The sequence below is a fragment of the Streptomyces sp. AM 2-1-1 genome (assembly GCF_029167645.1).
Lineage (GTDB): Bacteria > Actinomycetota > Actinomycetes > Streptomycetales > Streptomycetaceae > Streptomyces.
The window spans coordinates 4584687-4605815 of sequence record NZ_CP119147.1; the positions used below are offsets into that span (position 1 = coordinate 4584687).

Genomic DNA, 21129 nt, shown 5'->3' on the forward strand with positions numbered 1-21129 from the left:
CGTCGGGTGACAGGCTGGAGGCATGGACGACCAGGACGACCTCCTCCAGCGGCTCCGGGCGGGTCTGCCCGCCGAGGCGCTCCTCACCGACCCCGACGTCACCGTCTCCTACGCGCGCGACATGGCGAGCTTCTGCGACGCCGCGGCGCCCCGCGCGGTCGTGCTCCCGCGCACCGTCGAGCAGGTGCGGCACGTCATGCGGACGGCACACGCACTGCGCGTACCGGTGGTGCCGCAGGGAGCCCGCACCGGCCTCTCCGGCGCCGCCAACGCCTCCGAGGGGTGCGTGGTGCTCTCCCTGGTGAAGATGGACCGGATCCTGGAGATCAGCGCGGTCGACCGGATCGCCGTCGTCGAACCCGGCGTGGTCAACGCCGTCCTCTCCCGTGCCGTGGCCGAGCAGGACCTGTACTACCCGCCGGACCCGTCCAGCTGGGAGACCTGCACCATCGGCGGGAACATCGGCACCGCCTCCGGCGGCCTGTGCTGCGTCAAGTACGGCGTCACCGCGGAGTACGTCCTCGGCCTCACGGTCGTCCTCGCCGACGGGCGACTGCTCACCACCGGCCGCCGTACCGCCAAGGGCGTGGCCGGATACGACCTCACCCGGCTCTTCGTCGGCTCCGAGGGGAGCCTCGGCATCGTCGTCGAGGCCGTCCTCGCGCTCCGCCCCAAACCGCCGCGCCAACTCGTGCTCGCGGCGGAGTTCCCCTCGGCCGAGGCGGCCTGCGACGCCGTCTGCCGGATCATGGAGCGGGGACACGCCCCGTCACTCCTCGAACTGATGGACCGTACGACGGTCCGCGCGGTGAACGCGCTGACCCGCATGGGCCTCCCCGAGTCCACCGAGGCGCTCCTCCTCTGCGCCTTCGACACCCCCGACGCCCCCGCCGACCTCGCCGCCGTCGGGGCGCTCTGCACGGCCGCGGGAGCCACCGGCGTGGTCCCCGCCGACGATGCCGCCGAGTCCGAACTCCTGCTCCAGGCACGCCGGATGTCGCTCACCGCGCTGGAGACCGTCAAGCCCGCCACGATGATCGACGACGTCTGCGTCCCCCGCTCCCGGCTCGGCGCCATGCTCCGGGGCACCGCCCTCATCGCCGAGAAGTATGGCCTCACCATCGGCGTCTGCGCCCACGCGGGCGACGGCAACACCCATCCCGTCGTCTGCTTCGACCCCGCCGACCCGGACGAGTCCCGCCGGGCCCGCGAGTCCTTCGACGCGATCATGGCGCTCGGCCTCGAACTCGGCGGCACCATCACCGGAGAACACGGCGTCGGCGTCCTCAAGAAGGAGTGGCTCGCCCGGGAACTCGGTCCGGTCGGGATCGAGTTGCAGCGCTCCATCAAGGCCGCCTTCGACCCGCTCGGGATACTCAACCCGGGCAAGCTCTTCTGACCCGCGCGGCCCGCGGGCCGTCTCCCGCCCGCCCCCTCACGCCTCGTCGGTCTCCTGCGGCGCGTCGTCCTGGCCGAACGGATCGGCGAGCCACAGGTCGTCGGCGGGCAGGGGGGTGAGCAGGCCGGCGAGCTCCTCGTCGAGCGACGCGCCCCAGGCGCCCTCGTTCTCCGTCCCCGCCGGCACCATGCCCAGGGTCCGCTCCAGCCACGCCGCGACCGAGGTGAACGGCACCTCCAGCAGGGCGTTGCCGTCCGGCGAGGTCAGCGCGACACAGATGACGTCGCGCCGCCCCACCTTCGTCGGCCAGATCCGTACGTCCCCGTGCCCGCACGGACCGAACACCCCCTCCATCAGCAACTCCCGCGCGAACGTCCAGTGCACCGGGGACTCGGACCCGATGTGGAAGACGATGTGCACCGCGTACGGGTCGTCCGCCCGGTACGTCAACCGGGCGGGTACGGGAATGGAGCGCTCGGGCGACAGGACCAGCTTCAGTTCCAGCTCACGTTCCACCGTGTTGTGCATGAGACGCACGACCTTTCGATGCCCAGGGACCGGTCCCGCGACCGGCCCGCACAAGGAGAGAGCGCACTCCCCGTCCGCGATGACGCGACTTGAAGAGAAAATCTTCAGCGGGACCTGAAAGGGGCCCAAACACCAGGACCGGCCCGGGGGGAGGCGGCGGTCTGATAGATGTTGACTCTTGTGTTGCGGCTACGAAGAGATACGGGACCCGCTGATGAGCGCGCCAACTCCGGCACCCGGTGACGAGAGCCCCCGCGAGGGGTACTACCCCGACCCCTCCATCCCCGGCTACGTCCGTTACTGGAACGGCGTTTCGTGGGTTCCCGGGACGAGCCGCCCCGCACCGGGGCAGGACGCCGCGAACGCCCCCGCCGGCGCGGCCGTCGAGACGCACGACCGGGGCGCCGCCGCCTCGCCGGCCCCCGTGGAGGAGACCGGGCCGGTCTTCTTCGACGAGGAGGAAGCGGCCCAGGACGCCGCCGACGCGGCCCGGTTCGACCCGGCCCGGCAGGCCCCGGTCCACCCCGGCGGCCTGCCGGCCGAGCGCGCCCACCACCCCGGCAACGCCCACCCGCCGGAGCCCGCCTCCGCATGGCAGGCCGACACCTCGCGGCAGAACGGCTTCGGCAACGACACCGACCGGCGCGTCTCCTGGGGTGACCGGCCTGGCCAGGTGCCCGGGCAGGCCGCCGGCGGTGGAGGGGATCCCCGCGCCTTCGAGGCCGGCCCGGACCCGCGCCGCCCGGCGCTCCCGAACGGCGCCGCACCGGCCGCCGCGCTGCCGGCCGGCCGGGACGGCGGCCACGACGGCCCGGTGCACGCCGCCCCCGACGCCCGCCTCGGCCCCGCCGCCGGGCCGCCGAGCGGCCCGGTCACCGGCCGCCCGGCGGCCCGGGAGGCGGCAGCCCCCGCCGTCCGGCCGGCCGAGAGCCACCCGGCTCCCGCTCCGGCCGCCTACCCGCCCGCCGCCACGCCCGGCCGCCACCAGCCCGCGCAGCCGCACCAGGCCGGGCCGCACCCCGGACAGGGCGCCACCTCCTGGGCCCAGCAGCCGCACCAGCCCCAGCAGGCCCAGCAGGCCCATCAGCCGCACCAGCTCCAGCAGGTGCACCAGCCCCAGCAGGCCCAGCAGCCGCACCCGGCCCAGCAGGCTCAGCCCGCGCACCTCGGGCAGCAGGCCCGGCAGCCCGCGGCGGACCAGCCGGTGGTGCCGTGGAAGCCGCCGGTGGACGACCCGTTCCAGCAGATGGCCCGCGCGCAGACGGCGGGCCGGCCCGCCGGGCTCGGACGCCGGCTCGTCGCCCGGGTGCTGGACACGGTGGTGCTCGGCGCGCTCGTCGGCGCGGCCGGCTTCCCGCTGGTCACAGCCGCGATCGACCACATGGACGCCAAGATCGAGGCCGCCAAGCTGTCCGGCCGCACGGTCACCGTCCATCTGCTGGACGCCACCACCGCCGGACAGTTCGGCGGGGTCCTCGCCGCCTTCCTCGTCGTCGGCTTCCTGCTGGAGGCCCTGCCCACCGCCAAGTGGGGCCGCACGTTCGGCAAGAAGCTCCTCGGCATCCAGGTCCGCGACGTCGAGTCGCAGGACGTGCCCACCCTGGGTGCCGCGCTGCGCCGCTGGCTCGTCCACGGCCTCCTGGGGCTGCTGGTGATCGGTCTGCTCGACGCCGCCTGGTGCCTCTTCGACCGTCCGTGGCGCCAGTGCTGGCACGACAAGGCGGCTCGCACGTTCGTGGCGGGCTGAGTGCCCGTCACCCCCCGGCCCGGCGGCCGCCCGGGCCGCACCGGGCCCGGCAGCCGCCCTCGGACTGACGGAGCGTCACCCAAAAGCACCTGAGCCGTTGCGGGGCGGTGGGGGGCGGGGTGCACTGCCCGCATGAGCAACGACGCGCCGACGCCCGGCCAGCCGCCCGAGGACGACGATCCGTTCCTCAAGAAGCCGCAGGACCCCCCGCCGTCGTCGGGCTCGCCGTACGACGGCGCGCCGCCCCCGCCGCCCCCTCCGCCCTACGACCCGGGGCCGTACGGCGGCGGCCCGTACGGCGGCGCCGACCCGCTCGCGGGGATGCCGCCGCTGGGTGCCCAGGGGGTCCGGATCCTGGCGCGGCTGATCGACTTCCTGATCATCTCGATCCCGCTGTACCTGATCTCGCTGCCCTTCGGGGGCGCTGTCGACGTCACCTCCGACAACGGCGACAGCGACGTGAGCAACGCCGTCACCAACACCTACAGCGGCCACCAGCTGATCTGGTCGCTGATCGCGCTCGTCTGCTATGTCGGGTACGACACCTACTTCACGCACAAGGACGGGCGCACTCCGGGCAAGCGGCTGCTGAAGCTGCGCGTCGCGATGCTGAGCGACGGCAGCGTGCCGAGCACCAACGCGGCGCTGATCCGGGCGGCCGTGCTCTGGCTGCCGGCGCTGCTGTGCTGCCCGTGCCTGTGGTGGCTCATCAACATCGTCCTGATGTTCACCGACAAGCCGTACCGGCAGGGTCTCCAGGACAAGGCGGCCAAGACGGTCGTGGTCAGTGCCCGCTGACGACCGCCCCGGTCTCCCCGGACGGGTCAGCGCCGGGCGGGTCCGCCCACGCGCTCCTCACCGGCGGCACCCTCCCGGGACGAACGGGAGGGGGTCCGGTACGGGCGGGTCGCGCCGGCCGGGACCGGCCCCCGTGCCCGGTGGGGCGTGGGGACGGTCACCGCCACCAGGACCCCCGCCGCCAGGGCCGCGAGGCAGACGACGCCCACCGCCGCGGCCGACGAGGCGCCGGAGACCAGCAGCAGAACGAGGGTGACGAGGACGACGGTGGCGCAACCGTAGACGAGTTGTGCGGCAGTCGGACGCGGCATGGCGGTATCCGTCCTGGAGGTCGTCGGATGGCGGTCCGCCCGCAGGTCGCGGCGTCCCTACGACGGTGGATTCCCGTGGGAGCCGCGGATAAGCCTTACCTCACCCCCAACGCCGGTGCACAGGGGGCGCATTGGCTCACGTCTCGTGCCAAGGCGTCTCGGCGACGCGCCGGTTGCCCGCACAGCGAACGTCCGGATAGCGGAAGGTGGCTCCTGCATAGTGCACTTGGCCCGTACAAGTCAAGGTCTGTCTTTTATCCAGCAACTCCGATCGAATGTCGTCACTTGTGACGCGTCCACGTGCACGCGGCCCCCTGTCACCCCCTGGCCGCGTACGCGAACGCCCGGGGAGGACATCAGGTGACCAGTAAGAGAAGCGGCCTCCGTGCCGCCGCAGTTGTCGTGGCGATGGCCGCGAGCGCGGCCACCGCGTCGACGTTCTTCGTCGCGCAGGCCTCGCAGTCGGCTCCGGCCGGCACGGCCCTCGCCACGAGCCACGACCCGGCCCCCGAGAAGGCCGAGGAGCACAACCTCGAAGGCCCGTTCAGCGAGAAGCAGAACAGCGAACGCCAGGCCGCTCTGGAGCAGGTGATCTCCGGCGACAAGAAGGTGACCGACCGCGCCGGTTCCAAGGTCGTCAAGCTCGACGACAAGAAGTACGTCGAACTCGGCCGCGAGAAGACCGACAAGATCTTCACCATCCTGGTCGAGTTCGGTGACCAGGTGGACAACTCCACCCTGTTCGACCCGGACGGCTCCGGCCCCCAGGCGCCTGTCGTCAAGTTCGGCGGTACGCCCGGTCCGGCCCACAACACGATCGCCAAGCCCGACCCGAAGAAGGACAACAGCACCGCCTGGCAGGCCGACTACAACCAGGCCCACTTCCAGGAGCTGTACTTCGGCACCAGCGCCACGTCCAACTCGCTGACCAAGTACTACGAGAAGACCTCGTCCGGCCGCTACTCGGTCGACGGTGAGGTCTCCGACTGGGTCAAGATCCCTTACAACGAAGCCCGCTACGGCTCCAACTACTGCGGCGCGAGCAGCTGCGCCAGCGTGTGGGACGCCGTCCGCGACGGAGTCAACGCCTGGGCGGCCGACCAGAAGGCCAAGGGCGCCACCCCCGAGCAGATCAAGGCCGACCTGGCCGAGTACGACCAGTGGGACCGATACGACTACGACGCCGACGGCAACTTCAACGAGCCCGACGGCTACATCGACCACTTCCAGATGGTCCACGCCGGCGAGGACGAGTCCGCGGGCGGCGGTGCCCAGGGCGCGAGCGCCATCTGGGCGCACCGTTGGTACGCGTACGGCACCAACGCCGGGGCGACCGGCCCGGCCGGCAACAAGGCGGGTGGCGCGCAGATCGGCGACACCGGCATCTGGGTCGGCGACTACACCGTCCAGCCCGAGAACGGCGGACTGGGCGTCTTCGCCCACGAGTACGCCCACGACCTCGGCCTGCCGGACCTCTACGACACCTCCGGTGGCGGCGAGAACTCGGTCGGCTTCTGGTCCCTCATGTCGGCCGGCTCCTGGCTCGGCCGCGGCCAGGGCGAGATCGGCGACACCCCGGGCGACATGACCGCCTGGGACAAGCTGCAGCTCGGCTGGCTCGACTACGCCACGGCGAAGGCCGCGACCAAGTCCACCCACAAGCTGGGCGTCTCGGAGTACAACACGGCCAACAAGCAGGCCCTGGTCGTCAACCTCCCGGACAAGGAGGTCACCACCACCGTCGTGACCCCCGCCCAGGGCAGCAAGCAGTGGTGGAGCGGCAGCGGCGACAACCTGTCGAACACGCTGACCCGTCCGGTCGACCTGACCGGCAAGACGTCCGCCTCGCTCGACCTCTCGGGCTGGTACGACATCGAGGCCGAGTACGACTACCTCTACACCGAGGTCTCCACCGACGGCGGCGCCAACTGGACCGCGATCGACGGCACCGCCGACGGCAAGGAACTGCCGCGCGACGCCAGCGACAAGCCGGCCCTGACCGACGCGTCCGGCGCGTACAAGAAGCTCTCGTACCCGCTCGACGCCTACGCGGGCAAGAAGATCGACCTCCGCTTCCGCTACGCCTCCGACGGCGGAGTGGCGGGCAAGGGCTTCACCGCCGACGCGATCACCATCAGCGCCGACGGGGCCGTCCTCTTCTCGGACGACGCCGAGGGCGACGACAACGGGTGGACGTCGAAGGGCTTCTCGCGGATCGGCGGGTCGTTCACCAACGACTACCCGCAGTACTACATCGCCGAGAACCGCCAGTACACCTCGTACGACGAGACCCTCAAGGTCGGCCCGTACAACTTCGGCTTCACCACCACCCGGCCCGACTGGGTCGAGCACTACTCCTACCAGAACGGCCTGATGGTCTGGCTCTGGGACACCTCGCAGGCCGACAACAACACCTCGGCCCACCCGGGCCAGGGCCTCATCCTGCCGGTGGATTCGCACGCCAAGCCGCTCAAGTGGACCGACGGCACGCTGCTGCGCAACAAGATCCAGCCGTTCGACGCCCCGTTCAGCTGGTACCCCAACCAGGGCTTCACGCTGCACAACGCGGACGTGGCGCTGAAGATCAAGCCGACGCTCGGCGTCCCGCTCTTCGACGACCACAAGGGCACCTACTGGTACGCGGAGAACCCGACCGGAAGCGTCAAGGTCTCCGACACCAACACGCGCCTCACGATCGTCGATGAGCCGCTCAACGGCTCGACGATCACCGTGAAGGTCGGTCCCTCGACCAAGTAGTCCGCTTCACCGCAGTTCCCACCACGATCGGCCGTCGCCCCTCCGGCGTCGCGGCAGTCACGGTCCGCCCCGGGCGAACCTTGGCCGGCGCGGCACTGGCGGGCGGCGGCCGATCGTGTTTAGGTGCCTCTTATTCCGATCCTTGTTGACACCACGTCTCACGGGGGAGCGCGAAGCATGGCAGGCGGAGGATTCAGCAGATTGCCGGACGGCACGGTGGTGGTGGCCCTCACCCTGGCACGCCCGCCGTACGGCGCCCGTCCGGGCGCGCCCGTACGGATACTCGTCCACGCGGCGAACCGGGCCCGCGCCCTCACCCGGCTGCGCAACCTGGGACTGCGCGCGGTCTACCTGCGGGGCAACGCCCAGCCGCCCACGCCGGACGAAATCACCGCGGTGCTGCACCACCCCGACGGCCTGCTCTGGCGGGCCGCCCCGCAGACGGCCCAGGAGCTCTGGCACCCCATACGGGCTCTGATGACCCCGGCCGTGCACCCGGGCCCCGCCCGGCCCGCCGCGTAACGCCGCAGCGGCCCGGGTCCCCGGCCGGACCCTCAGGCGACGACCGGAGCCCCCGACAGCTCCACCCCCGCCGTGCGGAGCTCCTCCAGGGCGCGCGCGGTGGTGGGCGCCGCGACACCCGCCGTCAGGTCGAGCAGGACGCGGGTGGTGAAGCCCTCCCGCGCGGCGTCCAGCGCCGTCGCCCGCACGCAGTGGTCGGTGGCGATACCGACCACGTCGACCTCGGTGACCTCATGCTCGCGGAGCCACTGCGCCAGCCCCACCGCGTTCTCGTCGAGCCCCTCGAAGCCGCTGTACGCCGCGGCGTACGCCCCCTTGTCGAACACCGCGTCGATCGCCCCGGAGGCGACGGCGGGCGCGAAGTTCGGGTGGAAGCCCACGCCCTCCGTACCCGCCACGCAGTGGACCGGCCACGAGTGCTCGAAGTCCGGCGTGGCCGAGAAGTGGTCGCCCGGATCGACGTGGTGGTCGCGGGTGGCCACCACGTGGCGGTAGCCGGCCTGTGCCTCCCCGATCAGATCCGTGATCGCGGCGGCGACGTCGGCGCCGCCCGTCACGGCGAGGCTGCCGCCCTCGCAGAAATCGTTCTGGACGTCCACGACGATCAACGCGCGGTGCATGGCGGGTGTCCTTCGGTGGGGGAGCGGATGACGAGGGCGGGAAGTGGTACCGAGCCTAAGGAATCCGGCGCGGACGCGGGAGACCCCCGCGCCCTCCGGTACGGACCGGCCGTCCTCCCGCGGCGTGCTCAGAGGTACTCCGTCGGCAGCACCGGCTCGCCCCGGGACAGCTGGAGCGCGGACATCGGCAGCCCCGCCCGCGCCGCGACGTGCCGCTCGCGGGCCGCCTCCAGCGGCTCCCGGGCCACCACCTCACCGCCGCGCACCAGCTCCACCAGCAGCTCACGGCCCTCCAGCTCGGCCGGCACCGGTCCGGTGCCGATCACCTCGGCCTCGGCGACCCCGTGCGCGTCCACCCGGCGGGCCGCCCACTTGCGGCCGCCCCTCGACGACTTCGCGCCCATCGACTTCTTCGCCACCGGCACCAGCGGATCGGCCGGATCGGCGGACTCGGCACGCGCCACCAGCTTGTACACCATCGAGCAGGTCGGCCGGCCACTGCCGGTGACCAGCTGCGTGCCCACGCCGTACGCGTCCACCGGGGCGGCGGCGAGCGAGGCGATCGCGTACTCGTCCAGGTCCGAGGTGACCACGATTCTGGTCTCCGTCGCGCCCAGCTCGTCGAGCTGCTCGCGCACGCGGTGCGCGACCAGCAGCAGGTCTCCGGAGTCGATGCGTACGGCACCCAGCTCGGGCCCGGCGACCTCGACGGCCGTACGGACCGCCTCGGTGACGTCGTAGGTGTCCACCAGCAGCGTGGTGTCCCGGCCCAGCGACTCCACCTGCGCCCGGAAGGCGTCCCGCTCGGTGTCGTGCAGCAGGGTGAAGGCGTGCGCGCTGGTGCCCACGGTCGGGATGCCGTAGCGGAAGCCCGCCGCCAGGTCGGAGGTGGTGTGGAAGCCGCCCACGTACGCGGCGCGGGCGGAGGCGACCGCCGACAGCTCGTGCGTCCGGCGCGCGCCCATCTCGATCAGGCTCCTGTCGCCGGCCGCGGCCGACATCCGGGACGCGGCGGCGGCGATGGCGGAGTCGTGGTTGAGGATCGAGAGCACCACCGTCTCCAGCAGCACGCACTCGGCGAAGGAGCCCTCCACCCGGAGCACCGGCGAGCCCGGGAAGTAGACCTCGCCCTCCGGGTAGCCCCAGATGTCACCGCTGAAGCGGAAATCCGCCAGCCAGGCGAGCGTCGGTTCGTCCACGATCCGCTGCTGGCGCAGGAAGGCGATCATCTCGTCGTCGAAGTGGAAGTTCTCCACCGCGTCGAGCACCCGTCCGGTGCCGGCGAGGACGCCGTACCGCCGCCCCTCGGGCAGCCGCCGGGTGAAGGCCTCGAAGACGGAGCGCCGGTCGGCCGTGCCCGCCTTGAGGGCCGCCTGCACCATCGTGAGTTCGTACTGGTCGGTGAAGAGCGCGGTCGACGGCACTCCGACCCGCCGGCTCAGGTCCGCTGAGTTCATGGCAGGGATGCTACTCCACATCTCGTCAGAGTGACGAAATGGGGAGTCCGTTCGTGCGCGGCGACCCGTGGAGTGGCAGCATGGGAGGGGTGAGCGTCGCTTCCCCCGTAGAGATCGAACGTCCCGAGTCGGCCGAGGAGACCTTCGCCGTCCCCGAGCCCGACGTCCCCTGGGTGACGCTGGTGCACAACGACCCGGTCAACCTCATGAGCTATGTGACGTACGTCTTCCAGGCGTACTTCGGCTACTCCAAGGACAAGGCCCACAAGCTCATGCTCGACGTGCACCACAAGGGCCGCGCCGTCGTCTCCAGCGGAAGCCGCGAGGAGATGGAGCGCGACGTCCAGGCGATGCACGGCTACGGCCTCTGGGCCACCCTCACCCAGGACCGCAACTGACCCCGCCGTACCCCGGCCCGTCCACCGCCGGACCCGCCCGCCTCCCCGCCCGATTCCCCGCCCCACCCACCATCGGAGACCCCATGGCCGGCCACTTCGAGGCCACCCCCGACGGCGGCGCGACCGTCGCGCTCGACGAGGTGGAGATCTCCATCCTGCGCTCCCTCGCCGTCCAGCTGCTGGAACTCGTCGGCCCGGGCGACGAAGCCGCCGAGGGCTCCGACCCCCTCGCCGCGCTCTTCGCCGAGGGCCCCAGCGAGCCGCCCACCGACCCCGCCCTGGCCCGTCTCTTCCCCGACGCCTACGGCGACGGCGACAAGGAACTGCGCGAGGCGTCCTCCGAATTCCGCCGCTTCACCGAGATCGACCTGCGCACCCGCAAGCGCGAGGACGCCCTCGCCGTCGTCCGCTCCCTCGACGCCCTCTCCGCGGGGGCGAACGGCGGACCCGACGAGGAACGCGGAGAGCGCGGAGAGCGCGAGGACCGGGAGGGCGGTGGCGGCGGCGAACTCCGCCTCACCGCCGACGAGTCCCGTCAGTGGCTCGGCACCCTCAACGACCTCCGCCTGACCATCGGCGCCCGGCTGGAGGTCGCCGACGAGGACCCGGCCCAGGCCGGGGAAGGCTCCCTCTACGGGCTCCCCGACAGCGACCCGCGCAAGCCGATGGTGCTCGCCTACCTCTGGCTCGGGGCACTCCAGGAAACGCTGGTCGAAACGCTGATGCCGTAAAGGCCCCACGGCACGGGCGGCTCAGAAGACGCTCAAATCCGTATAACGATCCCGTCACCCGGACGGCCGTTTTTGCGGTCACCGGAAACCCTTGTCCGCTTTTTCCTGTGCGCTGCGCCACAGAATGTCCGGCGGTGCCCCGGCGCGGCCGTGATAGATCTTCACGACCACCGGGGCACCATCCCTGTTTCCGGGGGGACGCTCCCCGTCGGCCGACCGCCGGCGGTACTCCATCCAATTCCGGGGGGAACAGGACACGGCCCGCGGCCCCACACGGCCGCGGACCGACGTGGAGAAAGGCGCAGCACCATGACATCCGCAGAGATCGACAGCGGGCAACCCGGCCGGGACGCCGCGGACGCCCACGGGAACGGCGAGGGGTACCAGCGCGCGCTGGGCTCCCGCCAGATCCAGATGATCGCGATCGGCGGGGCCATCGGCACCGGCCTCTTCCTCGGCGCCGGCAAGGCCATCGCCAAGGCCGGACCCAGCCTCGTCCTGGCCTACGCCCTCGCGGGGCTGGTCATCTTCCTCATCATGCGCGCCCTCGGCGAACTCCTCATGTACAGGCCGGTGTCGGGCTCCTTCTCGGAATACGCACGCGAATTCGTCGGCCCCTTCGCCGGCTTCGTCACCGGCTGGACCTACTGGCTCTTCTGGGTCGTCACCGGAATCACTGAAGTCACCGCCGGCGCCCAGTACATGACCTATTGGTTCGACATTCCGCAGTGGGTCTCGGCGCTGTTCTTCACCCTCATTCTGTACGGCGTCAACCTCATCTCCGTGAAGCTCTTCGGCGAGCTCGAATTCTGGTTCTCGATGGTCAAGGTGACCGCCATCGTCGGCATGATCCTCATCTGCGCCGGAATCCTCACCCTGGGCTTCTCCGACGCCGGTGACACCGCCTCCGTCACCCACCTCTGGTCGGACGGCGGCTTCTTCCCGCACGGGATCAGCGGCACCCTGACGACCCTGCAGATCGTGATGTTCGCCTTCCTCGCCGTCGAGCTGGTCGGCGTCACCGCGGGGGAGTCCAAGGACCCGAAGACCGTCCTGCCCAAGGCGATCAACACCGTGCCGTGGCGCATCGCCGTCTTCTACGTCGGCGCGCTGATCATGATCCTGTCGGTGGTGCCGTGGACCGAGTTCCAGCCCGACGTCTCCCCGTTCGTCGCCGCCTTCGAGAAGATGGGCCTCGGCATCGGCGCGGGCATCGTCAACTTCGTCGTCCTCACCGCCGCGCTCTCCTCCTGCAACTCCGGCATGTACTCCACCGGACGCATGCTCCGCGACCTCGCCCTCAACGGCCAGGGCCCCCGCGCCTTCACCCGGCTCACCCGCAGCGGCACCCCGCTCATCGGCACCACCTTCTCCGCCGCGCTGATGCTGGTCGGCGTCTGGATCAACTACCAGTGGCCCGGCAAGGCATTCACCTACGTCGTCTCCTTCGCCACCATCTCCGGCATGTGGGCGTGGATCATGATCCTGGTCTGCCAGCTCCGCTACCGCGCCCGCGCCGACCGCGGCGAGCTGCCCCGGTCCACCTTCCGCACCCCCGGCTCCCCGTACACCGGCGTCTTCGCGCTCGCCTTCATCGGCATGGTCATCGTGATGATGGCCGTCGACGAGGACGCCCGGATCTCCCTCTACTGCGCCCCCTTCTGGGCGCTCGTCCTCGGCGTCGCCTACCTGGTGCTGAAGTCGCGCGACCCGCAGAACGCGGCCTTCGCCAAACGCTGACCGGCCTCTCCGGCCCCGGCGCGGCCGCCGACCGCCACCCGCCGGCCACCACCGGCCCGGGCGCTCCCCGCATCCCCCGCCCCCGGCCCGCGACGGCACCCACCCCTCCCGTCGCGCCTCCGACCACCTCTCCCACGGACCGCCCGGCCGCCCCAACGGCCCCGGCGGCCGGCCGGGTCCCGGCCCACCGCACCTCGGTGGGCCGGGCCCCGGCTGCTTCGGCCTTGGGGACCGAAGGAACAGCCATGAGCGCCAAGCACTTGATCGTGGCCGTCCAGCACAGGTGGCCGGCTAGTCGGGGGTGTCCGGCGGGTCCGGCAGAGGACGGTCGTACCCGGTCGGCATCGTGGCGTTCTCTTCGCCGCCGCAGGCCCGCGGAGCTGCGTGTGCGGCCGGTACGTACGGGGCTGCGTGTCCTACCGGTTCACCGCCGGGTGGCGCAGGCGTCCGTCGTGGACTTCAACGATCTGGTCGACGGCGGTGAGGTGGGTGCGGTCGTGGGTGACCAGGACGGTGGCGGTGGCCTGCTGGTGGGTGAGGCGGGTGATGAGGTCGAGGACAGCGGCGCCGCGTTCGTGGTCGAGGGCGCTGGTGGGTTCGTCGACCAACAGGACGGTGGGCGTGTTCATCAGGGCGCGGGCGATGTTGATGCGCTGGCGCTGGCCGCCGGAGAGCTGGTGGGGGCGACGGCCGGCCCGGTCGGCGAGGCCGACGGCGTCGAGGAGTTCCATCGCACGGTCGCGTGCGGAGCGGGGTTTGCGGCCGACGATCCGGGCCATGACCTGGAGTTGCTCGGCGGCGGTGAGGGAGGGCAGCAGGTTCGGCTGCTGGAAGACGATGCCGACCTTGTGGCGGCGCAGTTCGGTCAGTTCGCCGCGGGTGAGGCCGGTGGTGTCCTGGCCGTCGATGGTGACGGTACCGGTGTCGGGGGTGACGAGGGTGGCGGCGACCGCGAGGAGGCTGGACTTGCCGGAGCCGGAGGGGCCCACCACGGCGCTCAGGCTGCCTTTGGGGACTGCCAGGCTGACCTGGTCGAGGGCGGTCAGGCGGGTGTCGCCGTCGGGGTACGTGAGGGTGATGTCGGTCAGGGCCAGGCTCATCGGACGCTCCCGAGGGCGGTCAGCGGGTCGACGGAGGTGATGCGGCGGATGGAAAGGGCGGCGCCGAGCGCGCCGAGGACGATGATCACGAGGGCCGGGACCAGGACGGTGGCGGGGGTCAGGAGGAACGGCACGGCGGAGCCGGACACCAGGGCGCCGAGGGCGGCGGCGATGCCGGTGCCGATCAGGGTGCCGCTGACGAGCAGGACGACGGCCTGGCCGAGGGCGTCCTCGAGCAGGTTGACGGTGGAGGCGCCCAGCGCCTTGAGGACGGCGACGTCGCCGCTGCGCTGGATGGTCCAGACGGTGAAGAAGGCTCCGATGACCAGGGCGGAGATGGCGAACAGGAAGCCGCGCATCAGTTGCAGGGAGCCGTTTTCGGAGGTGTAGGAGCCGATTGCGGACAGCGAGTCGTCGGTGGCGAGCGTCGTGGTGCCGGCCCGCTGGTCGGTGGCGGCCGTGTCGGCCTTCGAGCTGGTGTTCAGGGCGATGACGGTCGCGGTCGGACCGCCGTCGGCGCCGGTGGGCGGGGCGGTCGTCCGCCAGGTGTCCAGGCTGGTCCAGATCACCGGGGTGTGGCTGAAATGGGCGTCGCCCTGAACGGCGGCCACCTTCAGCTGACGGCCTGCCAGGGTGAGGGAATCGCCGGGCTTCACGCCGAGGTCGTCGGCCGCGGTGGTGGACACCACCACCGCGCTGCCGGTGATCTTGTCGCTGTCCGGGGCGAGGCGTGAGCCGGGCTCGACGCCGAAGGCCGAGACCCCGGTGCTCTTGTCCCCCGCGGTGGCGATGGTCGTGGTGATCCCCAGCGGCTCCGCGCTCTCGACACCGGGTGCCGTGGACCACTGCTGCCACTGCTGCCGGGTGACGGTTGAGGTGGAGTACGACGGGTCCTGCCCCCCGCCGGGTGCCTGGAAGGCGATCTTGTCGGCGGGCAGGCCGGTGATCGCGGAGACGTTCTGCCGCCCCAGTCCGGCCGTCAGCCCGGACAGCAGCCCGACCAGCAGGGTGATCAGCACGATGACGGTCCCCATCAGGGCGAAGCGCCCCTTGGCGAATTTCAGGTCTCTCCAGGCGACGAACACGGCCTTGGACTGTCCTTTCCAGCGGCGGAATCGGGTATGACTCCACCGTCGCCGCCGGTTCCCCGTGTGCGCGTCCGGCGCAGGATGGCACCTGGCGGGCCGAAAGACGGCACGCGAGTTCTCACTTTCGACGGAGGCCCCGCAGTCGCAGGCTCCGTAACCTGGAACGCACTGTGAAAACCGCTGCTCCCGCCCTGACCCCCACCACCCGGCCCCTGGCCTGGTGCCTGCACCTGCTGGTCATCGGCCTGCTCGCATGGGCAGCCGGCCGGGCCGTGACCGACGAAGGGCCCCATGCCGGTTGGATCGTCGCCACGTCGGCCGCGTGCGGCCTGATGTATGCGGCCGGGCCCGTACTGCCGGCCGTACGGCGCTCGCGAGGTGCCGCCGCACTGTGGCTGGCCGCCGTGGGCGCCTGCTGGCTGGTGCTGCTCGCACTGTCCGCAGACGCCGTGTGGGTGGCCTTCCCGCTGTACTTCCTCCAGCTGCACCTGCTGCCACGCCGCGCCGGACTGGCCGTCGTGGCCGCCACCACTGCCGCGGCCGTCGCGGGCTTCGCCGCCCACCAGCAGTCTTTCCACCCCGCCATGGCCATCGGCCCCGCCCTCGGCGCCGCCGTCGCGGTCGCGGTGGTGTGGGGATATCAGGCCCTGTACCGGGAGAGCGAACACCGCCGACGCCTGATCGAGGAACTCACCGCCACCCGCGCCGACCTGGCAGCCGCCCAGCACACCGCCGGGGTGCTCGCCGAACGCGACCGCCTGGCCCGCGAGATCCACGACACCCTCGCCCAGGGCCTGACCAGCATCCAGCTGCTGCTGCGCGCCGCAGAACGCGCCCTGCCCGAGTCTCCGCAGAACGCCGCCCGCTACGTCGACCAGGCCCGGCAGGCCGCCGTCGACAACCTCGCCGAGGCCCGCCGCTTCATCGCCGCCCTCACCCCGCCCACCCTGGAGGGCATCACCCTGGCCGACGCCCTGGAACGCCTGTGCACCACCACCTCGGCCCGCCACCGCCTTACCGCACGCTTCCACCTCACCGGCGAGCCCGCCCCGCTCGCCACCCCGCACGAGGTCGCGCTGCTGCGCATCGCCCAGTCCGCCCTCGCCAACACGGTCCGCCACGCCGAAGCAGTCACCGCTGACGTCACGCTCAGCTACCTCGGCGACCACGTCGTCCTCGACGTCGTCGACGACGGACACGGCTTCGACCCCCAGCGCCTGCCCGCTCCCGACCCCGAGACCGGCGGATTCGGCGTGGCCACCATGCGCGCCCGCGCCCGGTCCCTCGGCGGCACCCTCACCGTCGAATCCACCCCCGGCCGCGGCACCGCCCTGGCCGCCCAGCTGCCCCTCACCCCGCCAGCCGAGAACGAACCCGAGGCCCGCCCGTGACCGACACCCCCATCCGCCTGCTCCTGGCCGACGACCACCCCGTCGTACGGGCCGGACTGCGCGCAGTGCTGGAAACCGAACCCGGTTTCGTCGTCACCGCCGAAGCCGCCACCGCCGAGGACGCCGTCGCCCGCGCCGCCGAGGGCGGCATCGACGTCGTGCTCATGGACCTGCAGTTCGGCAAGGGCATGGGCGGCGCCGAAGCCACCGCCCAGATCACCGCCCGCTCCGGAGCCCCCCGCGTACTGATCGTCACCACCTACGACTCCGACGCCGACACCCTGCCCGCCATCGAAGCCGGCGCCACCGGCTACCTCCTCAAAGACGCCCCGCCCGAGGACCTGGCGGCCGCCGTACGGACCGCGGCCGCCGGGCGCACCACACTGGCGCCCACAGTCGCCGACCGGCTGATGAACCGGCTCCGCACACCGGGCACCGCCCTGACCCGGCGCGAGAGCGAAGTCCTCGCCCTGGTCGCCGACGGCCTGTCCAACCAAGCCATCGGCAACCGCCTCCACTTGACCGAAGGCACCGTCAAGTCGCACCTCGCCCGTGTCTACACCAAACTCGACGTCGACTCCCGCACCGCCGCCGTCGCCACCGCCACCGACCTGGGACTCATCCGGCGCTGACCCGATACGCCGGTCGGTGAGTTCGCCCTACCGCGACCGCGCTCCGGCTCGTCGGGGGGACACAACGGGAGATGAGGTCTGAGGGCGGTGGCGCATGGGCGACGGCCCCCGGGCCCAAGATCAACGGCTCGACGCTGACGGCTGTTCCTGGGGTCCTCAAGGCCGTGCTTATCCTGGGCGCCATGCTGACCCTCACCCAGGCCCTGTACGACCGCATCGTCGCGCACGCCCGCGCCGACCACCCCGACGAGGCGTGCGGCGTGGTCGCGGGCCCGGCCGGCACGGGCCGTGCCGAGCGCTTCATCCCGATGCTCAACGCCGCCCGCTCGCCCACCTTCTACGAGTTCGACTCGGGCGACCTCCTCAAGCTCTACCGCGAGATGGACGACCGCGACGAGGAGCCGGTCGTCGTCTACCACTCGCACACCGCGACCGAGGCCTACCCCTCCCGCACCGACGTGACGTACGCCAACGAGCCGGAGGCCCACTACGTCCTCGTCTCCACCGCCGACGCCGACGGCGCGGGCCCCTTCCAGTTCCGTTCGTACCGCATCGTGGACGGCGTGATCACCGAGGAGGACGTGGAGGTCGTCGCGGCGTACTGAGACGGCGGACCACGACCACCGAGGCGGCGGGGCCCACCGGCCCCGCCGCCTCCGTGCGTCCGGGGGCGGCGGCCCGGACGCCGCCCAGGTCCGTATGGTGAGCGGTCCCGTTCCGCGATGTGAGATCACACTCGGGTTTTCCGAACGGGAATCGATACGATGAGCCCATGGTTTCCCATGACGTGAGCGAAATGACGCCGGGCACACCGCTCGTCGCGCGGCTGCACGTCGACCTGTGCAGGCTTGCGAGTGCGATCTGTCCCGATTGCAGCATGCCCGCCGGGCGTACGGCCTGAGTCGCGGCCCGAGCGCCCCCACCTCCGTACCACCACCCGCGCGGGTGCTGAAACGCGCGCCACGCCACCCCGCTTCCGACAGGAGCCCACGCCATGGCCATCGAGGTCCGCATCCCGACCATCCTTCGCACCTACACCGACGGCGCCAAGGCGGTCGAAGGCAATGGCAAGACCCTCGCCGACCTCTTCAACGACCTGGAGAGCCGCCACAACGGCATCCGGGAGCGCATCGTCGACGGCGAACAGCTCCGCCGGTTCGTGAACGTCTACCTCAACGACGAGGACGTCCGCTTCCTCGACGGCATCAGCACCGAACTCAACGACGGCGACAACGTCACCATCCTCCCGGCCGTCGCCGGCGGCATGCGCTGATGCGGTACGACTCCGCGCTGGCGGCCGTGGGCAACACGCCCCTGGTCCGCCTCCCGAGGCTCTCGCCCTCCGACGACGTCCGGATCTGGGCCAAGCTGGAGGACCGCAACCCCACCGGCTCGATCAAGGACCGCCCCGCGCTCCACATGGTCGAGCAGGCGGAGAAGGACGGGCGCCTGCGGCCCGGCTGCACCATCCTGGAGCCGACCAGCGGCAACACCGGCATCTCGCTCGCCATGGCGGCCAAGCTCAAGGGCTACCGCATCGTCTGCGTCATGCCGGAGAACACCTCCCGGGAACGGCGCGACCTGCTCGCCATGTGGGGCGCCGAGATCGTTCCCTCGCCGGCGGCCGGCGGCTCCAACACCGCCGTCCGGGTCGCCAAGGAGCTCGCCGCGGAACACCCGGACTGGGTGATGCTCTACCAGTACGGCAACCCCGACAACGCGGGCGCCCACTACGCCACCACCGGACCCGAGATCCTCGCCGACCTCCCGTCCGTCACCCACTTCGTCGCGGGCCTCGGCACCACCGGCACCCTCATGGGCGTCGGCCGCTACCTCCGCGAGGAGAAGCCCGACGTCAAGATCGTCGCAGCCGAACCCCGCTACGACGACATCGTCTACGGGCTCCGCAACCTCGACGAGGGCTTCGTGCCCGAGCTGTACGACGCCGCGGTGCTCACCACCCGCTACTCCGTCGGCTCCGCCGACGCGGTCGCCCGCACCCGCGAACTCCTCCAGCAGGAAGGCATCTTCGCCGGCGTCTCCACCGGTGCCGCCCTCCACGCGGCCATCGGCGTCGGCCAGAAGGCCGTCAAGGCGGGCGAGAGGGCGGACATCGTCTTCGTCGTCGCCGACGGCGGCTGGAAGTACCTCTCGACCGGCGTCTACACCGCTCCCACCACGGAAGCCGCCATCGAGACCCTGCACGGCCAGCTCTGGGCCTGACCGGCCCGAAGCCCGACCCGCCGCACGCCGACGCCCGCACCCCGGGGCGCCGGCGTGCGGCATGTCCGGACCCTCCGAAAACCCGCGCCGGCCGGGGTCCGCGCCGCTCCGGGCCGTGTCCGGGTCACCCGGAGGCCCGCGCCGATCGCGGCCCGCCTCACCCCAAGTGCCGCACCCGTCCCCATATCTCCGCGTCGACCCGGCCGACCCGCCGCCGGAAGGCGTCCGCTGCGACCTCGCGCAGTTCGTCCGTCTCCAGGAAGCTCCGCCGCCCCCGGGCGTCCCCCACCGTGCCGTCCGGAAGGGCGATCACCCCCGGCCGCTCCTCGTGGTGCTTGCTGGTGATCTTCGCGACGACCGCGCTGCCGTCCCGCACCGACAGCACCAGGCACGGCCGGTCCTTCGACCCCGGCCCGTCCTCGTACGGCACCTCGGCCCACCAGATCTCCCCCGGCTCCGGGGACCGCCCCGCCCCGCCGCCCCGCGCCGGCTTCTCGGCCGGACGGCCCGAAGGACGGCCCGGCGGCCGCGTCCGGCCACCCGGCCGACGCCCCGGACCCCCCTCGCCGCCCCGGCGCCGCGCACCGCTCCGCCCCCGCCCGTCCACCACCGACGCCACCAGCGCCAGGACGACCAGCACCGCCAGGATCACCCACCAGTACGTTTCCATCCCCCGACCGTACCGGCGCGCGCCCCGCCACCGGAGTGCCCCGGCACCACCCCCGTACGAACGGACACACGGACCAGGCCCCCGCTTCCATCGAACCGGTGACAGCACAGGTGAGTTCCCCCACAACGGCCATCCACGAAGGAGCGACCCGGAGATTCGCGCCTTACGCTCGACGAACCGAACGAACCGCACGAACCCTCCCCGCTCCCACGTCTCGGAGGTTCACGTTCCATGAAGCTCACCGTCGTCGGCTGCTCCGGCTCCTTCCCGTCCGCGGGATCGGCCTGCTCGAGCTACCTCGTAGAGGCCGACGGCTTCCGGCTGCTCCTCGACATGGGCAACGGCGCCCTCGGCGAGTTGCAGCGTCACGTCGGTCTCTACGACCTCGACGCCGTCTTCCTCAGCCACCTGCACGCCGATCACTGCATCGACATGTGCGCCTACTTCGTGGTGCGCTACTACCCGAACGACGGCACCCGCCCCGCCCTCCTCCCCGTCTACGGACCCGAGGGCACCGAGTCACGGCTGACCACCGCCCACGCCGACACCCCCTCCGACCGGGCCATGAGCGAGGTCTTCGACTTCCGCACGCTCAAGCCGGGCTGGTTCGAGATCGGCCCCTTCACGGTCCGCACGGAGAAGCTCTGCCACCCCGTGGACACCTTCGGCATCCGGATCGAGCACGGCGGCCGCTCCCTCGCCTACTCCGGCGACACCGGCGCCTGCGAAGCCCTGGACGAACTCGCCGAGGACGCCGACCTCTTCCTCTGTGAAGCATCGTTCATCCACGGCAAGGAAGACATTCCGGACCTCCACCTCAACGGCCGCGAAGCCGGCGAGTGCGCCTCCCGGGCCCGAGCCGGACGGCTGGTGCTCACCCACATCCCGCCGTGGACCGACGCCGAACGCAACATCGAGGACGCCCGCGAGGTCTACGCCGGCCCCGTGGAACTCGCCGTACCGGGCGCCGTGTACGAGATCTGAACGGCCCCGGCCCGGCGGCGGCCGGGCCGCGGA

22 protein-coding genes are annotated in these 21129 nt (G+C 71.9%); 15 read left to right on the plus strand and 7 right to left on the minus strand.

All coding sequences use genetic code 11. The features are described 5' to 3' along the window. Positions 1-22: 22 nt before the first annotated feature. A complete protein-coding gene (locus tag PZB77_RS20070) occupies positions 23-1399 on the plus strand; it encodes an FAD-linked oxidase C-terminal domain-containing protein (protein WP_275493997.1) in 1377 nt (458 codons plus the stop codon). A gap of 36 nt (positions 1400-1435) precedes the next feature. Here PZB77_RS20070 and PZB77_RS20075 read toward each other — a convergent pair whose 3' ends face one another. Further along, positions 1436-1927, minus strand: a complete 492-nt coding sequence (locus tag PZB77_RS20075) for an SsgA family sporulation/cell division regulator (RefSeq protein WP_275493998.1) — start codon at positions 1925-1927, stop codon at positions 1436-1438. A gap of 214 nt (positions 1928-2141) precedes the next feature. Between PZB77_RS20075 and PZB77_RS20080 the strand changes: the two genes are divergently transcribed. Together PZB77_RS20080 and PZB77_RS20085 are read left to right on the plus strand one after the other, a co-directional pair. Next, a complete protein-coding gene (locus tag PZB77_RS20080; RefSeq protein ID WP_275493999.1) occupies positions 2142-3674 on the plus strand; it encodes an RDD family protein in 1533 nt (510 codons plus the stop codon). Between the two features lie 132 nt (positions 3675-3806). Then, on the plus strand, positions 3807-4472 hold the full coding sequence (locus PZB77_RS20085) for an RDD family protein (RefSeq protein WP_275494000.1): 666 nt from the start codon (positions 3807-3809) through the stop codon (positions 4470-4472). Positions 4473-4498: 26 nt separating this feature from the next. Here the strand turns inward: PZB77_RS20085 and PZB77_RS20090 are convergent, their stop codons facing one another. After that, positions 4499-4783, minus strand: a complete 285-nt coding sequence (locus PZB77_RS20090) for a hypothetical protein (protein WP_275494001.1) — start codon at positions 4781-4783, stop codon at positions 4499-4501. Positions 4784-5143: 360 nt separating this feature from the next. On the opposite strand from PZB77_RS20090, the gene PZB77_RS20095 reads away from it, so the two are divergent. Beyond that, positions 5144-7540, plus strand: a complete 2397-nt coding sequence (locus PZB77_RS20095; RefSeq protein WP_275494002.1) for an immune inhibitor A domain-containing protein — start codon at positions 5144-5146, stop codon at positions 7538-7540. A gap of 177 nt (positions 7541-7717) precedes the next feature. After that, positions 7718-8062, plus strand: a complete 345-nt coding sequence (locus tag PZB77_RS20100) for a hypothetical protein (RefSeq protein ID WP_275494003.1) — start codon at positions 7718-7720, stop codon at positions 8060-8062. 32 nt (positions 8063-8094) lie between these two features. Here PZB77_RS20100 and PZB77_RS20105 read toward each other — a convergent pair whose 3' ends face one another. Next, positions 8095-8682 (minus strand): isochorismatase family protein, encoded by a 588-nt coding sequence (locus PZB77_RS20105; protein WP_275494004.1) that lies wholly within the window; start codon positions 8680-8682, stop codon positions 8095-8097. Positions 8683-8810: 128 nt separating this feature from the next. Beyond that, positions 8811-10139 (minus strand): nicotinate phosphoribosyltransferase, encoded by a 1329-nt coding sequence (locus PZB77_RS20110; protein WP_275494005.1) that lies wholly within the window; start codon positions 10137-10139, stop codon positions 8811-8813. 80 nt (positions 10140-10219) lie between these two features. Here PZB77_RS20110 and clpS point away from each other — a divergent pair, with 80 nt between their 5' ends. From clpS to PZB77_RS20125, 3 genes are all read left to right on the plus strand, one after another. Then, complete coding sequence (gene clpS, locus PZB77_RS20115; protein ID WP_266704862.1) at positions 10220-10537, plus strand: ATP-dependent Clp protease adapter ClpS; 318 nt, start codon at positions 10220-10222, stop codon at positions 10535-10537. An 83-nt stretch (positions 10538-10620) separates the two neighbouring features. Continuing rightward, the gene (locus PZB77_RS20120; RefSeq protein ID WP_275494006.1) at positions 10621-11268 is read left to right on the plus strand and encodes a DUF2017 domain-containing protein; all 648 of its coding nucleotides are present in this window, start codon (positions 10621-10623) and stop codon (positions 11266-11268) included. A 309-nt stretch (positions 11269-11577) separates the two neighbouring features. Continuing rightward, a complete protein-coding gene (locus PZB77_RS20125; protein ID WP_275494007.1) occupies positions 11578-13008 on the plus strand; it encodes an amino acid permease in 1431 nt (476 codons plus the stop codon). A 416-nt stretch (positions 13009-13424) separates the two neighbouring features. Here the strand turns inward: PZB77_RS20125 and PZB77_RS20130 are convergent, their stop codons facing one another. Together PZB77_RS20130 and PZB77_RS20135 are read right to left on the minus strand one after the other, a co-directional pair. Beyond that, positions 13425-14108: an ABC transporter ATP-binding protein gene (locus tag PZB77_RS20130; RefSeq protein ID WP_275494008.1), complete on the minus strand. Its 684-nt coding sequence runs from the start codon at positions 14106-14108 to the stop codon at positions 13425-13427. Then, positions 14105-15193, minus strand: coding sequence for an ABC transporter permease (locus PZB77_RS20135; protein WP_275494009.1), 1089 nt, complete (start codon positions 15191-15193; stop codon positions 14105-14107). Before PZB77_RS20135 ends, PZB77_RS20130 begins: the two co-directional genes overlap by 4 nt. Before the next feature lie 173 nt (positions 15194-15366). On the opposite strand from PZB77_RS20135, the gene PZB77_RS20140 reads away from it, so the two are divergent. The 6 genes from PZB77_RS20140 (at position 15367) to PZB77_RS20165 (ending at position 19442) form a co-directional block, all read left to right on the plus strand. Beyond that, positions 15367-16587, plus strand: a complete 1221-nt coding sequence (locus PZB77_RS20140; protein WP_275494010.1) for a sensor histidine kinase — start codon at positions 15367-15369, stop codon at positions 16585-16587. Continuing rightward, entirely contained in the window at positions 16584-17219 is a 636-nt protein-coding gene (locus PZB77_RS20145; RefSeq protein ID WP_275494011.1) for a response regulator transcription factor, read from the plus strand. The genes PZB77_RS20140 and PZB77_RS20145 overlap by 4 nt, the downstream gene beginning before the upstream one ends. Positions 17220-17401: 182 nt before the next feature. Then, positions 17402-17824 carry a M67 family metallopeptidase gene (locus PZB77_RS20150; protein WP_275496140.1) on the plus strand — a complete coding sequence of 141 codons (423 nt, stop codon included), beginning with the start codon at positions 17402-17404 and terminating at the stop codon, positions 17822-17824. 167 nt (positions 17825-17991) lie between these two features. Next, positions 17992-18120: a putative leader peptide gene (locus PZB77_RS20155; RefSeq protein WP_275496295.1), complete on the plus strand. Its 129-nt coding sequence runs from the start codon at positions 17992-17994 to the stop codon at positions 18118-18120. A 93-nt stretch (positions 18121-18213) separates the two neighbouring features. Continuing rightward, the gene (locus PZB77_RS20160; protein ID WP_275494012.1) at positions 18214-18492 is read left to right on the plus strand and encodes a MoaD family protein; all 279 of its coding nucleotides are present in this window, start codon (positions 18214-18216) and stop codon (positions 18490-18492) included. Further along, positions 18492-19442 carry a cysteine synthase gene (locus PZB77_RS20165; protein WP_275494013.1) on the plus strand — a complete coding sequence of 317 codons (951 nt, stop codon included), beginning with the start codon at positions 18492-18494 and terminating at the stop codon, positions 19440-19442. Before PZB77_RS20160 ends, PZB77_RS20165 begins: the two co-directional genes overlap by 1 nt. Positions 19443-19599: 157 nt before the next feature. Here PZB77_RS20165 and PZB77_RS20170 read toward each other — a convergent pair whose 3' ends face one another. Then, on the minus strand, positions 19600-20112 hold the full coding sequence (locus PZB77_RS20170) for a type II toxin-antitoxin system PemK/MazF family toxin (protein WP_275494014.1): 513 nt from the start codon (positions 20110-20112) through the stop codon (positions 19600-19602). Positions 20113-20343: 231 nt separating this feature from the next. On the opposite strand from PZB77_RS20170, the gene PZB77_RS20175 reads away from it, so the two are divergent. Next, complete coding sequence (locus PZB77_RS20175) at positions 20344-21096, plus strand: MBL fold metallo-hydrolase (protein WP_275494015.1); 753 nt, start codon at positions 20344-20346, stop codon at positions 21094-21096. Positions 21097-21129 lie beyond the last annotated feature (33 nt).